We start from the raw sequence: 15,288 nt of genomic DNA, 5'->3' as shown, positions 1-15,288 counted from the left end.
CCCCCTGAGCCAGGTCATCCCGGCCCCCGCCGCCGTCAGCCCGAAGGGCAGGCCGTACACGATCACCGAGGACACCGTGATCCGGGTGAACCGGGGCGCCCGCGCGACCGGCGAGCAGCTCGCCGCGCTGCTGCGCTCCGCCACCGGATTCCGGCTCCCGGTCACCCACCGGCCGGGCCGGGACGGCATCCAGCTGCGGCACACCGCCAAGGACCGGAGGCTGGGGCGCGAGGGGTACCGGCTGCGCGTCAGCAGCCGCGCCGTCGTGCTCAGCGCGCCCCGGGCCGCCGGGCTCTTCCACGGCGTCCAGACGCTGCGCCAGCTCCTGCCCGCCGAGATCGAGTCCCGCGATCCGCAGCCGGGCCCCTGGCGGATCGCGGGCGGCAGCATCACCGACCGGCCGCGCTATGCCTACCGCGGCGCGATGCTCGACGTCGCCCGGCACTTCTTCGAGCTGGACCAGGTCAAGCGCTATATCGACCAACTCGCGCTCTACAAGATCAACAAGCTGCATCTGCACCTCTCCGACGACCAGGGCTGGCGCATCGCCATCGACTCCTGGCCCCGGCTGGCGACGTACGGCGGCGGCAGCGAGGTCGGCGGCGGACCGGGCGGCTACTACACCAAGGCCGACTACCAGGAGATCCTCGACTACGCAGCGGCCCGCCATATGACGGTCGTGCCCGAGATCGACATGCCAGGCCACACCAACGCCGCGCTCGCCTCCTACGCCGATCTCAACTGCGACGGCAAGGCGCCGCCCCGCTACACCGGCACCGAGGTGGGCTTCAGCTCGCTGTGCGTACCGCTGGAGCGCACCTACGACTTCGTGGACGACGTCATCCGCGAGCTGGCGGCGATGACCCCGGGTCCGTATCTGCACATCGGCGGCGACGAGGCGCACTCCACCTCCTCCGAGGACTTCGTGGCGTTCATGGAGCGCGTGCAGCCGATCGTCGCCCGGTACGGGAAGCGGGCGATCGGCTGGCACCAGATCACGGAGGCGCCCGCCAAGGGCACCATCGCGCAGTACTGGGGCTACGACCGCACCTCGGACGAGGAGCGCGCGCAGGTCGCCGGCGCGGCGAAGCGGGGGACGCGGCTGATCCTCTCGCCCGCCGACCGCGCGTATCTCGACCACAAGTACACCCGGGACACCCCCTGGGGGCTGTCCTGGGCCGGACTGGTCGAGGTGCGGCGCGCCTACGACTGGGACCCGGGGAGATATCTGGAGGGCGCCCCGGCGCGCTCGGTCCTGGGCGTGGAGGCGCCGATGTGGTCGGAGACGCTGGAGGAGAGCGGGCCGCTGGAGTACATGGCCTTCCCGCGGCTGCCGGGCATCGCCGAGCTCGGCTGGTCCCCCGCCCGTACCCACGACTGGGAGCGGTACCGGGTGCGGCTGGCCCAGCAGGCGCCCCGCTGGGACCGGCTCGGCATGGACTACTACCGGTCGCCCCAGGTGCCCTGGCCCGCACAGTGACCCCGCTGCGCGGTGCGGGACCCGCGCACCGGGTGTCAGAAGCGGTCCAGGATCGCCTTCTTGGCCATCTGGAACTCGTCCTCGGTGAGCACCCCGCTCGTCCGCAGCTCGCCCAGCTCACGGAGCCGCCGCAGGAGTCCGTCCTGATCGACTTCTCCGACGGCCCCGGGACCGGGCTGAGCCGGTAGCTGCGCGCCGGCACCGGAACTGGCACCGGAACTGGCACCGGTATCGGCTCCGGCTCCGGTCCCGCTCCCGGACACGGGCCTGGCTCCGGAGCCGGGGTCGGGGCCAGGACCAGGGGCGAGCCCGGGACCGAGCCCGGGACCTGTACCTGTACCGGCACCGGCACCGGCACCGTCCAGGGCTCCCGCGCCGTCCGTCCCGCTCTCCAGCGGTGCGGACTTCTCCAGGGACGGCGCGGGGTCCGGGCCCGGCTCTGGTCTCTCCGGGGCCAGCGGGTGGGGGAGCCGGGCCGTGACGGCGGCGGCGAGCAGCACCGAGCCACTGGTCTCCCGCGCCGGCCGCACTCCCCACAGCAGCAGGCAGTTGGGGTCGTGCTGCGGCTTGAGCGTGGGGTGGGTGCCCTGGAGACGGAACCGGAGGCTGCCGTTCTCCCAGCCGATGGCCGGGGTCCACTCCACGCCCGCCAGATCCTGGACGGCGAACCGGCGCGGACCGCCGGAGGTCTTGCTCTCCTCGGCTATCCAGTTCCACTCGATCTGGATGCGCTCGCCGTCGAAGGTCACCGTGCCGTCCGTGCCCGTAGCGGTCAGGGGCACGGACGGCCCCGGCAGCAGATAGCGGGTGCAGGGGGAGTCCGGGACGCTCTCCAGCAGCAGCGCGTTGCGCACCTCCTCCACCACATACTCGGCGACCCCCGTGCGGTCCTTGTCCACCGCGAGCTGATACGGGTCCGAGGCGTCGGGCAGCCGCCCGCCGGCGACCTGGGAGAGCGGGTCGGCCCTGTCCCGCAGCCGGAGGCGCAGCCGCCCGCCCTTTCTGCCGCCCGGCTCGTACGCGATACCGGCCACCGCCTTCAGCGGGACGGCGACCTCACCGAGCGCCTTGCGCAGCGGGTGCACACTGCGGTCGGTGCCCGGCACGATACGGATCGTCCCGCCGTCGAAGACCCAGCTGCCGGCGCGTTGGAGGATTTCCGTCATACACAGATTATTTCGGCTGGACGACCGATGGTCATCCCCCGCAGGGTTCCCGGAGAGGGGACTCAGGCGTCCGCTATGCCCAACTCCCGTGCGATCAGCATCCGCTGCACCTCGCTGGTGCCCTCCCCGATCTCCAGGATCTTGGAGTCCCGCCACATCCGGGCGACCGGGTACTCGTTCATAAAGCCGTAGCCGCCGTGGATCTGGGTGGCCTCGCGGGCGTTGGTGACGGCGATCTCCGAGGAGTAGAGCTTGGCCAGCGCCGCTTCCTTCTTGAACGGCTCGCCGGCCAGCAGCCGTGCGGCGGCGTCCCGCCAGGCGAGCCGGGCCGTGTGCGCCCGCATCTCCATGTCGGCCAGCTTGAACTGGATGGCCTGGTTGGCGCCGATGGGCTTGCCGAAGGCCGTACGGGTGTTGGCGTAGCGCACGGACTCGTCGACGCAGCCCTGGGCGAGGCCGGTGGCGAGTGCCGAGATCGCGATCCGGCCCTCGTCCAGGATGCGGAGGAACTGGGCGTAACCCCGGCCCTCCTCGCCCAGCAGGTTCTCCGCGGGCACCCGGACGTCGGAGAAGGACAGCTCATGGGTGTCCGAGGCGTTCCAGCCGACCTTGGAGTAGGCGGGCGCGACGGTGAAGCCCGGGGTGCCGGAGGGCACGATGATGGTGGAGATCCGCGGACCGCCGTTGTCCTTCCGCCCGGTGACGGCGGTGACGGTGACCAGGCCGGTGATGTCCGTTCCGGAGTTGGTGATGAAGGACTTGGTGCCGTTGATCACCCACTCGCCCGTGGCCTCGTCCCGTACGGCGGTGGTGCGGGTGCCGCCGGCGTCGGAACCGCACTCGGGCTCGGTCAGCCCGAAGGCGCCCAGCGCTTCCCCGGAGCACAGCCGGGGCAGCCACTCCCGCTTCTGCTCCTCGGTACCGAAGAGATGGAGCGGCATGGCGCCGAGCGACACTCCGGCCTCCAGGGTGATGGCCACCGACGAGTCGACCCGGGCCAGCTCCTCCAGGGCGAGGCTGAGGGCGAGATAGTCCCCGCCCATGCCGCCGTACTCCTCGGGGAAGGGCAGCCCGAACAGCCCCATGCTGCCCATCTGCCGGACGATCTCGTACGGGAACTCGTGGCGTTCGTAGTACTCCCCGATCTTGGGGGCCACCGCGTCGCGGGCGAACTCCTCGACGGTGCGGCGCAGCTCCTCGTGCTCGGGGGAGAGGCGGTGGTCGAGAGCCATGGGTCAGGACTCCTTGGGGGAAGGGGCGGTGGATCCGGCGGACTCGTGGTCGGCCGAGCCGGTGCCGGTGAGTGCGCGGACGGTACGGGACGGGCTGGGGCGCCCCAGCCACTCGGCCATCCAGACGCTGGTGGCGCTCAGCCGGCCGAGGTCGACGCCGGTTTCGATGCCCAGGCCGTGCAGCATCCAGACCAAGTCCTCGGTGGCGAGATTGCCGGTCGCGCTCTGTGCGTACGGGCAGCCGCCCAGGCCGCCGGCCGAGGCGTCGACCGTGGTGACACCGGCCTGGAGCGCGGCCAGGGTGTTGGCCAGGGCCTGGCCGTAGGTGTCGTGGAAGTGCACGGCCAGGCCGGAGGCGAGCAGGCCGGCCTCGTGCAGGGCGGACAGCAGCCGGGTGACATGGCCGGGCGTGGCGACGCCGATGGTGTCTCCGAGGCTCAGCTCGGCGCAGCCCATCGCGTCCAGCGCCCGGCAGACCCGGACGACCTGCGCGACGGGCACCGGCCCCTCCCAGGGGTCGCCGAAGCACATGGACAGATAGCCGCGCACCGTGAGCCCCTCGTCCCTGGCGCGGCACACCACGGGCTCGAACATCGCCAGCGCCTCGTCCACCGTGCGGTTGAGGTTGGCCCTGGCGAACGACTCGGTGGCGCTGGCGAACACGGCCACCTCGCGGGCCCCCAGCTCCAGCGCGCGGTCCAGGCCCCGCTCGTTGGGCACCAGGACCGGCAGCCGGACCTCCTGGGGCAGGTCGGCGAGCAGGGGGTAGAGCCGCTCGGCGTCGGCCAGCTGGGGCACCCACTTGGGGTGGACGAAGCTCGTGGCCTCGATGGTGCCGAGGCCGGCCGCGGCCAGCCGGTGGATGAACTCCGCCTTCACCTCGGCCGGGACGACCGCCTTCTCGTTCTGCAGCCCGTCACGGGGGCCCACCTCGTGGATGCGCACCTGGGGCGGCAGGTCCTCCCGGGGGAACGCCATGGGCAGCCCGGCCGGCGGGCCGGTCCCGGCCCCGCCCGTCCCGCCGCCCCTGCTCTCCGTGCTGTTCGTGCTGTCCGTCACGGCCGGGTCACCTCCTTCTCGGCCTCCTCGCCGTCCGCCGGGGGCTGGGTGTGCGGCTCCACGACAGCGAGCAGCTGGTCCATGGCGACGGTGGCGCCGGGTGCGACGTCCAGCTCGATCACCCGCCCGTCGTGCGGTGCCGCGATGACGTGCTCCATCTTCATGGCCTCGACCACCAGCAGGCTCTGGCCCGCCGCGACCTCGTCCCCGACCGCCGCCTTGACGAGCGTGACGGTGCCCGGCATGGGGGCGCTGAGCGCGTCGGCGCCATGGACGCCTGCCGCGCCCCGCAGGGCGGCCTCCACCGGGTCGTGGTCGGCGACCTGCCATGCCTCGCCGTCGCTGCCGAGCCAGCGGCCGGTGGCCGCGGGCGCGTGGTCGAAGACATGGCCGACGCCGTCCCACTCCAGCCGTACCGGCGCCCCCGCCGCGAGCCGCGCTCGCACCGCGGGCCCGTCACCGACGCACACCTCGGCGTCAACCGCTCCGGCCGTTCCGGTGGCTCCGCCCGCCTCGGCGGCCGCCTCGGAGCCGGCAGCCTGCCGCACGCGGACCGCCAGCGGCTCATGGCCCGGCACCCGGAGGTGGTGGACCGTCCAGGCGCGCTCACCACCGAGGCGCCAGCCGGACGGCTCGGCGAACGGGCTCACCCAGCCGGTCTCGCCGTCCTCCCGCGCCGTCAGCTCCCGCTGCCGCAGCAGCGCCGCCGCCCCGTACACCTCGTCCGGCACCCGCTCCGGCACCAGGGCGGGGGCCACCCGGTCGACCAGGCCGGTGTCCAGCTTGCCCGCGACGACCTCCGGCTCGGCCAGCAGCCCGCGCAGAAAGGCGGTGTTGGTGTCCACCCCGAGCACCGCCGTGCGGGCGAGGGCGCCGCGCAGTTTGCGCAGCGCGGATGCGCGGTCCGGGGCCCAGGCGATGACCTTGGAGAGCATCGGGTCGTAGGTGGTGCCGACCTCGGTGCCTTCCGTGAGCCCCGAGTCGGTGCGGATGCCGTCGCCCTGCGGCTCGCGCAGCAGCAGCACGCCGCCCGCGGAGGGCAGGAAGTCCACCCGGTCCCCGGCCCTGCGGGCCGTCTCGGCGCAGATCCGGGCCTCCACCGCGTGCCCGTCCAGGGTGACGGCCCGCTGGCCGAACGGCAGCCGCTCGCCCGCCGCCACGCGCACCTGCCACTCCACCAGGTCGAGGCCGGTGATCAGTTCGGTGACCGGGTGCTCCACCTGGAGACGGGTGTTCATCTCCATGAAGAAGTAGCTGCCGGAGCCGTCGCCGGGGACGATGAACTCGACCGTGCCGGCACCGCGGTAGCCGCACGCCCGCGCGGCGTTGACCGCTGCCTCGCCCATCGCGGCGCGTGTCGCCTCGTCCAGCAGCGGGCTCGGCGCCTCCTCCACGATCTTCTGGTGGCGGCGCTGCAGGGAGCACTCGCGCTCGCCGAGGTGCACCACCTGACCGTGCCCGTCCGCCAGCACCTGGATCTCGATATGGCGCGGCTGGTCGATCCACCGCTCGACGAGCAGGGTGTCGTCCCCGAAGGAGCCGCGGGCCTCGCGGCGGGCCGCCGCGATCTCCTCGCGCAGCGCCGCCTCCTCCCGCACCAGCCGCATGCCCTTGCCGCCGCCGCCGGCGGAGGGCTTGAGCAGCACCGGCAGCCCCGTCTTCCGGGCGGCCTCGGCCAGCTCGGCGTCCGTCAGCCCGCTGCCGTCCGAGCCCGGGACGACCGGGACGCCGGCGGCCCGCACGGTCTCCTTCGCGCGGATCTTGTCGCCCATCAGCTCGATCGCCTCGGCGGGCGGGCCGATGAACACCAGCCCGGCGTCCGCGCAGGCCCGTGCGAACGCGGCGTTCTCCGCGAGGAAGCCATAGCCCGGGTGCACCGCCTGGGCGCCGGTGCGCCGCGCGGCCTCCAGCAGCCGCTCGGCCGAGAGATAGCTCTCGGCGGCCGCCGCCGGACCGATGCGCACCGCGCTGTCGGCCTCGCGCACATGGCGGGCGTCGGCGTCCGCGTCGCTGTGCACGGCGACCGCGCGGATGCCGAGCGCCCGGAGCGTACGGATCACGCGCACCGCGATCTCGCCCCGGTTGGCCACCAGTACGGTGTCGAACATCGGTTCACTCCCGGACATCCCGGCTTCCCTCCTCACATCCGGAAGACGCCGAACCGCGGCGCCTCCGGGTCCCGGTGCGGCAGCGGCGCGTGGGCGCACGCGGTGAGCGCGAGGCCCAGCACCGTCCTGGTCTCCAACGGGTCGATCACGCCGTCGTCCCACAGGCGTGCCGTGGCGTAGTACGCGTTTCCCTGAGTGTCGTACTGGGCGCGGACGGGGGCGCGGAACGCCTCCTCGTCCTCGGCGCTCCACTCCTCGCCCCGCGCCTCCATCTGGTCCCGCTTGACCGTAGCGAGAACCGAGGCGGCCTGCTCGCCGCCCATCACCGAGATCTTGGCATTCGGCCACATCCACAGGAAGCGGGGGCTGTAGGCGCGGCCGCACATGGAGTAGTTGCCCGCGCCGTACGAACCGCCGATGACGACCGTCAGCTTGGGGACGCGGGCGCAGGCCACGGCCGTGACCATCTTCGCGCCGTGCTTGGCGATGCCGCCCGCCTCGTAGTCCCTGCCGACCATGAAGCCGGAGATGTTCTGCAGGAAGAGCAGCGGGATGCCGCGCTGGTCGCACAGCTCGATGAAGTGGGCGCCCTTCTGGGCGGACTCGGAGAACAGGATGCCGTTGTTGGCCACGATGCCGACCGCGTGCCCGTGGATCCGGGCGAAGCCGGTGACCAGGGTGGTGCCGAACTCCGCCTTGAACTCCTGGAAGCGGGAGCCGTCCACGACGCGGGCGATGACCTCGCGTACGTCATAGGGCGTGCGCGAGTCGGCAGGCACCGCCGCGTACAGCTCCGCGGGGTCCGCGGACGGGGGCTCGGGGCGGGTCACGGACCAGGGGAGGGCGGCGCCGCGCGGCGGCTCGGGGAGGGTGGAGACGATATGGCGCACGATGCGCAGCGCGTGCGCGTCGTCCTCCGCGAGGTGGTCGGTGACGCCGGAGGTCCGCGCGTGCACCTCGCCGCCGCCCAGCTCCTCGGCGCTGACGACCTCGCCGGTGGCCGCCTTCACCAGCGGAGGGCCGCCGAGGAAGATCGTGCCCTGCTCGCGGACGATCACCGCCTCGTCGCTCATGGCGGGAACATAGGCGCCGCCCGCCGTGCAGGACCCCAGCACCGCGGCGATCTGCGGGACGCCGGCCGCGGAGAGCCGCGCCTGGTTGTAGAAGATCCGGCCGAAGTGGTCGCGGTCGGGGAAGACCTCGTCCTGCATGGGGAGGAAGGCGCCGCCGGAGTCGACGAGACAGACGCACGGCAGCCGGTTCTCGTGCGCGACCTCCTGGGCGCGCAGGTGCTTCTTGACCGTCATGGGGTAGTAGGTGCCGCCCTTGACCGTGGCGTCGTTGGCCACGATCACCACCTCGCGGCCCGCGACCCGGCCGATGCCGGTGATCAGCCCGGCGGCGGGCGCTGCGTCCTCGTACATCCCGTCGGCCGCGAGGGGGGACAGCTCCAGGAAAGGGGAGCCGGGGTCGAGCAGGGCGTCCACGCGCTCACGCGGCAGCAGCTTGCCGCGCGCGGTGTGCCGGGCGCGAGCCCGCTCTCCGCCGCCGAGCCGGGCCCGCGCCAGCTTCTCGCGCAGCTGTCCGGCCAGCTCGCGGTGCGCCGCCTCGGCGCTCCGCGCGGCCTCCGACGCCGGATCGAGCGCGGAGGCCAGCCTCGGTGCCGCGGGACCGCCTCCGTGCGCGGTCCGCACTGTCTGCCCTTCCATCCGCTGAGCCCCCTCGCACACGCGACGCACGTCACGAGCCAGTCGTCGAGTCAGTCGTCGAGTCGGTTGACGAGTTAGTCATCGTTAACCCTCCGCTCCAGGTTAACGCTCATTAACGTGCCTGTCTAGAATGGCCGCATGAGCACCGACGACGCCCCGCCCACCCGCCGCGAGCAGATTCTGCGCGAGGCCGCCCGGCTCTTCGCCGAGCGCGGCTTCCACGGCGTCGGAGTCGACGAGATAGGGGCGGCGGTCGGCATCAGCGGCCCCGGCCTCTACCGGCACTTCGCGGGCAAGGACGCGATGCTCGCCGAGCTCCTCGTCGGCATCAGCGAACGGCTGTACGAGGGCGGGCGGCGCCGCTCCGAGGAGGCCGCGGCCGCGGGTCTGTCCCCCGGTGCCGCGCTCGACTCCCTGATCGCCGGGCACATCGACTTCGCGCTCGACGACCGCGCCCTGATCACCCTCCACGACCGCGAGCTGGACCGGCTCCGCGAGGAGGAGCGCAAGCAGGTCCGCAAGCTCCAGCGGCAGTATGTGGAGCTGTGGGTGGCCGCCGTGCGCGCCCTGTATCCGGACCTCACCGAGCTGGAGGCGCGGGTCTCGGTGCACACGGTCTTCGGGCTGCTCAACTCGACGCCGCACCTCAGCGGCCCCTCCGCGATGCCGGACCGGGAGACGACGGCCGGGCTGCTGCACCGCCTGGCGCGCGGCGCCTTCGCCGCGGCCGAGCCGCGCCGCGGCGGCGCGGGCGGGCGCGGCGGGCCCGGTCCGCGGCCGGCCGGGCCTGGACAGTCCGGCTGACGGCTGGGTAACTTGAGGCCAGCGCTGAGCAAGCGCTTAGCCATCAGGGGACCCAGGGAGGCGTGCTGTGCGTCGCACGGTGTTCAACGAGGACCACGAAGCGTTCCGCCGGACCATCCGCGACTTCATCGAGGCCGAGGTCGTCCCCCACCACCCGCAGTGGGCCGAGCAGGGCCATGTCCCCCGTGAGCTGTACAAGAAGCTGGGCGAGCTCGGCGTCTTCGGCATCGGCGTCCCCGAGGAGTACGGCGGCGCCGGCGAGACGAGCTTCAAGTTCAACGCCGTGATCTCCGAGGAGTGCGCCCGCGCCGGGGTCAGCTTCGGCGGCTCCAGCGTGCACACCGCGCTGTGCCTGCCCTATCTGCTCAAGTACGGCACCGAGGAGCAGAAGCGGCGCTGGCTGCCGCCCTTCGTGGCGGGCGAGCTGATGACGGCCATCGCCATGACCGAGCCGGGCACCGGCTCCGACCTGGCGGGGATGAAGACCACCGCGAAGCTCTCCGCTGACGGCAGCCACTACGTCCTCAACGGCGCGAAGACCTTCATCACCGGCGGCGTCCAGGCCGACCGCGTCCTGGTCTGCGCCCGCACCGCCCCGCCCACCCCCGAGGACCGGCGCGGCGGCCTCTCCATCCTGGTCGTCGACTCCCGCAGCGAGGGCTACGCCGTGGGCCGCAAGCTGGACAAGCTCGGACTGCGCGCCTCCGACACAGCGGAGCTCTCCTTCACCGACGTCGAGGTGCCGGTGGAGGACCTGCTCGGCGAGGAGGGCCAGGCGTTCTCGTACCTCACCCACAACCTCCCGCAGGAGCGGCTCGGCATCGCCCTGGGCGCGTACGCCCAGTCGGCCGCCGCCGTCCGCTTCGCGCACGCGTACGTCAAGGAGCGCACGGTCTTCGGCAAGGAGGTCGCCTCCTTCCAGAACACCAAGTTCGTGCTCGCCGACTGCAAGGCGGACGTGGACGCCATGCAGGCCGTGGTCGACCGGGCGCTGGAAGCGCTGGACGCGGGCGAGCTGACCCCGGCGGACGCCGCCTCCGCCAAGCTGTTCACCACCGAGACGGCGGCGCGCGTCATCGACAAGTGCCTGCAGCTGCACGGCGGCTACGGCTACATGCTGGAATACCCCATCGCCGGCCTGTACGCCGATACCCGCGTCTCCCGCATCTACGGCGGTACCAGCGAGGTCATGCGGTCGATCATCGCCAAGTCGATGGGGCTGTGACCCGCCCGAATGAGTGGACACCGTGAGCAGTGAACTGACCCCCCTGCACGACCTGCTGGACCTGCTGGACCTGGAGCGGATCGAGCGGGACATCTTCCGCGGCGACAGCCGCGCGGCCGTCGTCCCCCGCGTCTTCGGCGGACAGGTCGCGGCCCAGGCGCTCGTCGCCGCCTGCCGCACCGTTCCCGAGGGGCGGCTCCCGCACTCGCTGCACGCGTACTTCCTGCGTCCGGGCGACCCCGGCGTCCCCATCGTCTACACGGTGGACCGGATACGCGACGGCCGCTCGTTCACCACCCGCCGCGTGGTGGCCGTGCAGCACGGGCAGCCCATCTTCCACCTGTCCGCGTCCTTCCAGGCGTATGAGGAGGGCCTGGAGCACCAGGAGCCCATGCCGCCGGCGCCCGATCCCGAGACGCTGCCCACGGCCGAGGAAGCCCTGCCGCGCTACGCCCACCTCTTCCTGGACCCCGAGCTGCCGGAACGCATTCACCGGGCCCGCGCCGCTGTGGATCTGCGGTATGTCGACGAGCCGCCGTTCGGCCGCGTCGGCAGGCCGGGCGAGCCGCGCTCACAGGTGTGGTTCCGTACGAACGGCAAACTGGACGGCGATTTCGACGACCCCGCGCTGCACCTCTGCCTGGCCACCTATGTCTCGGACATGACACTCCTGGACTCCATCCTGCTGGCGCACGGCAGGGGCGGCTGGGTGGTCGGGGACGTGGTCGGTGCCAGCCTGGACCACGCGATGTGGTTCCACCGCCCCTTCCGCGCGGACGAGTGGCTGCTGTACGACCAGGAGTCCCCGACCGCGCAGGGCGGCCGGGGACTGGGCAAGGGACGGATCTTCACCCGGGACGGACGGCTGGCCGTGTCCGTCATCCAGGAGGGCGTCGTCAGGGTGCCGCGCGGCCAGTCCTGAGCTCCAGGGCGCGGAAGAGCCCCAGCCACTCCTGCGGGCTCACCCGTCCGACCGGTACGGACTCGTCCATGCCGAGCGCCGCGAAGGCGGCGCGGACGCGCCGGGCGCGGTGCCGCCCGGCGAGCGTCGCGGACAGCGAGCCCCCGACCCCCGTGAAGCCCAGCTCGGTGAACTCCCGGTAGGCGGCCAGGCTCCCGGCGGGCAGCAGGGGCTCCGCCCGGCGCTCGATGCGCAGCACCCCCGCGTCGGCCCGCGGTACGGGCGTGAAGTGGTGCCGCCCCACACGGGCGAGCAGCCGCCACTCGTGCTCCGGCCAGCTGCGTACCGTCACCAGCGACCAGCGGCCGTACCCGCCGGTGCGCTTGCGGGCGTACTCCCACTGGGTGAGCAGCGTCGCCGAGGTCATCGCCGGTGCGGCCAGGCACCACCGCACGATGTCGGAGGTGCGCGCGTAGGGAATGTTGCCGACGACGGCGAACGGCTCGTGCGGCGCGCGGGCCCGCAGGAAGTCACCGCGCACCGTGCGGACGTTGGCGTGCTGCCGGGTGCGTGCGGGGAGCCGGGCGGCGAGCGCCGGGTCCACCTCGTAGGCGACGACCAGTCGGCAGCGCCGGGCCAGGGCGCGGGTGAGCGCGCCCGTGCCCGCGCCCGGTTCGAGCACCAGGTCGCACGGGCCGAGCCCGGTCAGGCGCAGCACCGACTCGACGGCGGAGGTGCTGTGCAGAAAGTTCTGGGAAAGCGTCTTGCGGCGGCGTGCCACGGATGAGGTCCTCTGATCGAGGACAGGCCGGGACGGGTGAGCCAGGACCTGTCCGAGTCGGTGGAGACATCGGTGGCCCTGCGCACGCGGGACGCTGAGGTGAGGTGAGGATGCTGCCGGGCAGCGGCTGCCCGGGGGTGCCTCGCGGTCCGCGGGTGCCGGAGTGGCACCTCCCCGCCGGTCCGAGCCGGGAGCGTGCGGGAGGTTCCGCGGGATCCGCCGGCTGCGGCCTCAGGCGTCCCGGTGGCGGGCCGGGGCCTGGCGCAGACGCGTGACCGCGGGAGACGCCGCGGGAGAAGCTCCTGACATGGCAGCGAGGCTAGAGCGGCGGCCGGGGGCGCCGCAAACGGTTATGTCCCCGGACGGTCACGCCCCGGGCGCGCCCGGGGCGGGGGAGGCCAGACCGGCGACGTCCAGCAGGTAGGCGGTCATCGGCTCGTAGAAGCGCGGGTCCACCACGTGGTCGTCCAGCGGGACGGCGACCGAGAGCGTCCCCTCGGACTCGGCGAGGAAGAGCGCCGGGTCGTTGCAGTCGGCGAAGCCGACGGCGGTGAGGCCGCGCTGGGCCGCGCAGCCCGCCCAGCCGTGGTCGGCCACCACCAGGTCCGGCTGCGGCTCTCCGGCGGCCTCCAGGGCGTCCAGGACGCCCGCCATGGGCGCGGGGGAGTGGGTGTGCCACAGCGAGGCGCCCCGCTCGTAGGCGGACACGCCCTGGAACTGCACCACCACCCCCTCGTCGGCGATCACCCCCAGCGGTACGCGGACGATCTCGCAGCCGGCCGCGCGCATCGCCAGGGCGAGCGTGCCGTGCATGTCCAGCAGCGCGCCCGGGTGGCCGGTGGCGAACAGCACCCGCCGCCGCTCCTCGGCGGCCTTGCGCAGCTCGGCGGCGGCGCGGTCCAGCGCACCGACGGTCAGCTCGGGGTCGATGGTGTCCCCTCCGGCGCGGTAGTCCGGGTCGTCGTTGACGCCGCAGCGCTCCGCCATCACCGCGAGGACGTCCTGCTCGTCCGCCCAGCGGTCGCCCAGTTCGAGGCCGAGCCAGTAGTGCCGGTCGCCGTTGGCCAGCTTGCGGTAGTGGGAGAGGTTGTTCTCCCGCGGGGTGGCGACATCTCCGGCGATACGGGTGCGTACGAGATGGCCGGTGAGCTCGGCGCGCCCGGGGGCGGCAGGGAAGGGCAGCGGCAGTGACAGGGGCTGAGGCATGAGGCCATTGTGTCTCGAACCTCCGCTCGGTGGACGCGGTGTCCAAAAGGCGGCTCGCGGACGCTCAGGTCCGTCCAACGTGCGAGGCGCGCCCGCTGCCTACCCTCGACCATATGACCAGCAGTGACACTCCGCCCCGGGGGCCCGTGGACTCCTCACGCGTCCCCCGCTACGCCGGGCCCGCGACGTTCGCCCGGCTGCCGAGGCTCGACGAGACGGGGGGCGAGACGGACGTCGCCGTCGTCGGCGTCCCCTTCGACACCGGGGTCTCCTACCGTCCGGGCGCGCGGTTCGGCGGCAACGCCATCCGTGAGGCGTCGCGGCTGCTGCGCCCGTACAACCCGGCGCAGGACGCGTCTCCGTTCGCGCTCGCGCAGGTCGCGGACGCGGGCGACATCGCGGTGAACCCCTTCGACATCGGCGAGGCGGTCGAGACCGTCCAGGAGGCGGCGAGCGGCATCCTGGACAGCGGGGCGCGGATGATGACGCTGGGCGGCGACCACACCGTCGCGCTGCCCCTGCTGCGCGCCGTGGCCCGCCGGCACGGCCCCGTCGCGCTGCTCCACTTCGACGCCCACCTGGACACCTGGGACACCTACTTCGGCGCCGCCTACACCCACGGCACGCCGTTCCGGCGGGCCGTGGAGGAGGGGCTGCTGGACACCTCGGCCCTCTCGCACGTGGGCATCCGCGGCCCGCTGTACGGCAAGCGGGACCTGGACGACGACGCCAAGATGGGTTTCGGCATCGTGACCGCGGCGGATGTGCTGCGGCGCGGTGTGGACGAGGTCGCCGACCAGCTGCGCCAGCGCATCGGGGACCGGCCGCTCTACGTCTCCGTCGACATCGACGTGCTCGACCCGGCGCACGCGCCCGGCACCGGCACGCCGGAGGCGGGCGGGCTCACCTCCCGGGAGCTGCTGGAGATCCTGCGCGGCCTCGCGGACTGCCGTGTGGTCTCGGCCGACCTGGTGGAGGTGGCCCCGGCGTACGACCACGCCGAGATCACCGCGGTGGCCGCCTCGCACACGGCCTACGAGCTGACCACGCTGATGACCCGGCAGATCGCCGCCGCCCGGGAGACGCCACCGGATGCCAGAAGAGGCGCTGACTGAGCCCGGCTGAGCACTGTTTCAAGTCGTGTTCTGATTGAGCTGGGACGGCTCGTATCTGCCCGATTGCGGACAGTGGCGATCGTCCGTGCGGCCGGGCGCGCCAATGGCGCTGGTGGGCAGGGCTTGACGGCGGCGCCCGGATTCCTCACGGGCTGCCACGGTGAGCCACTGGTTTAATACGGTACGTTACTGAATTTGATCGGTCGATGTGCATTCCGAGTGCAATAGAGACAGACTGCGGATCGCGATCCCGCGGGATGGCGGCGCGGAAAGCGGCAGGTCTGGCCTCGTGGGGGGTGCCCGCCTGTCCGCTCCCAGGGAACGCGCCGCCTGGCCAGGGCGGTCCCGGCGGAGCCCGTCCGCTCGCCGGGCCGCCCTCGGTCTCAGGACCGGGGTGGCCCCCTCTCCCGTTCCGTACTTCCTGACTTCCGTGCTTCCTGAGAGGCTTCCCCGCAGAAGCCCGGTGAGAACCTGCGGACCGCTGTCGGCCCTCGCCCACTGC

Annotated in this window: 12 protein-coding genes; 5 read left to right on the top strand and 7 right to left on the bottom strand. The window is 73.1% G+C overall.

Annotated features, from left to right (window positions below; all coding sequences use genetic code 11):
* The coding region (locus tag G5C65_RS16080; RefSeq protein WP_165299525.1) for a beta-N-acetylhexosaminidase at positions 1-1,480 on the top strand (1,480 nt) is incomplete at its 5' end.
* 35 nt (positions 1,481-1,515) lie between these two features.
* Here G5C65_RS16080 and G5C65_RS16075 read toward each other — a convergent pair.
* The 5 genes from G5C65_RS16075 to G5C65_RS16055 all read right to left on the bottom strand — a co-directional run bounded on the left by G5C65_RS16075 (position 1,516) and on the right by G5C65_RS16055 (position 8,754).
* Positions 1,516-2,646, bottom strand: a complete 1,131-nt coding sequence (locus G5C65_RS16075) for a DUF4429 domain-containing protein (RefSeq protein WP_165299524.1) — start codon at positions 2,644-2,646, stop codon at positions 1,516-1,518.
* 62 nt (positions 2,647-2,708) lie between these two features.
* Entirely contained in the window at positions 2,709-3,878 is a 1,170-nt protein-coding gene (locus tag G5C65_RS16070; protein WP_165299523.1) for an acyl-CoA dehydrogenase family protein, read from the bottom strand.
* Between the two features lie 3 nt (positions 3,879-3,881).
* Positions 3,882-4,856, bottom strand: coding sequence for a hydroxymethylglutaryl-CoA lyase (locus G5C65_RS16065; protein ID WP_165299528.1), 975 nt, complete (start codon positions 4,854-4,856; stop codon positions 3,882-3,884).
* A gap of 77 nt (positions 4,857-4,933) precedes the next feature.
* A complete protein-coding gene (locus G5C65_RS16060) occupies positions 4,934-7,045 on the bottom strand; it encodes an acetyl/propionyl/methylcrotonyl-CoA carboxylase subunit alpha (RefSeq protein ID WP_165299527.1) in 2,112 nt (703 codons plus the stop codon).
* 32 nt (positions 7,046-7,077) lie between these two features.
* Positions 7,078-8,754 carry a carboxyl transferase domain-containing protein gene (locus G5C65_RS16055; protein WP_165299522.1) on the bottom strand — a complete coding sequence of 559 codons (1,677 nt, stop codon included), beginning with the start codon at positions 8,752-8,754 and terminating at the stop codon, positions 7,078-7,080.
* Between the two features lie 138 nt (positions 8,755-8,892).
* Between G5C65_RS16055 and G5C65_RS16050 the strand changes: the two genes are divergently transcribed.
* The 3 genes from G5C65_RS16050 to tesB all read left to right on the top strand — a co-directional run bounded on the left by G5C65_RS16050 (position 8,893) and on the right by tesB (position 11,705).
* Positions 8,893-9,558: an SACE_7040 family transcriptional regulator gene (locus G5C65_RS16050; RefSeq protein WP_241265826.1), complete on the top strand. Its 666-nt coding sequence runs from the start codon at positions 8,893-8,895 to the stop codon at positions 9,556-9,558.
* A 67-nt stretch (positions 9,559-9,625) separates the two neighbouring features.
* Positions 9,626-10,783, top strand: a complete 1,158-nt coding sequence (locus G5C65_RS16045) for an acyl-CoA dehydrogenase family protein (RefSeq protein ID WP_165299521.1) — start codon at positions 9,626-9,628, stop codon at positions 10,781-10,783.
* Positions 10,784-10,805: 22 nt separating this feature from the next.
* A complete protein-coding gene (gene tesB, locus G5C65_RS16040) occupies positions 10,806-11,705 on the top strand; it encodes an acyl-CoA thioesterase II (protein WP_165299520.1) in 900 nt (299 codons plus the stop codon).
* Here the strand turns inward: tesB and erm are convergent.
* Both erm and G5C65_RS16030 read right to left on the bottom strand, forming a co-directional pair.
* Positions 11,680-12,465 (bottom strand): ErmE/ErmH/ErmO/ErmR family 23S rRNA (adenine(2058)-N(6))-methyltransferase, encoded by a 786-nt coding sequence (gene erm, locus G5C65_RS16035; protein WP_165299519.1) that lies wholly within the window; start codon positions 12,463-12,465, stop codon positions 11,680-11,682. The two genes, tesB and erm, sit on opposite strands and share 26 nt — an antisense overlap.
* Positions 12,466-12,831: 366 nt before the next feature.
* On the bottom strand, positions 12,832-13,671 hold the full coding sequence (locus tag G5C65_RS16030) for a phosphatase (protein WP_206441858.1): 840 nt from the start codon (positions 13,669-13,671) through the stop codon (positions 12,832-12,834).
* Positions 13,672-13,784: 113 nt separating this feature from the next.
* On the opposite strand from G5C65_RS16030, the gene speB reads away from it, so the two are divergent.
* Positions 13,785-14,786 (top strand): agmatinase, encoded by a 1,002-nt coding sequence (speB, locus tag G5C65_RS16025; RefSeq protein WP_165299518.1) that lies wholly within the window; start codon positions 13,785-13,787, stop codon positions 14,784-14,786.
* Positions 14,787-15,288: the final 502 nt, after the last annotated feature.

It is taken from the genome of Streptomyces boncukensis (assembly GCF_011045075.1).
Taxonomy (GTDB): domain Bacteria; phylum Actinomycetota; class Actinomycetes; order Streptomycetales; family Streptomycetaceae; genus Streptomyces; species Streptomyces boncukensis.
Note: the sequence above shows the minus strand (reverse complement) of the source record. Positions and strands in the feature narration are given on the sequence as shown.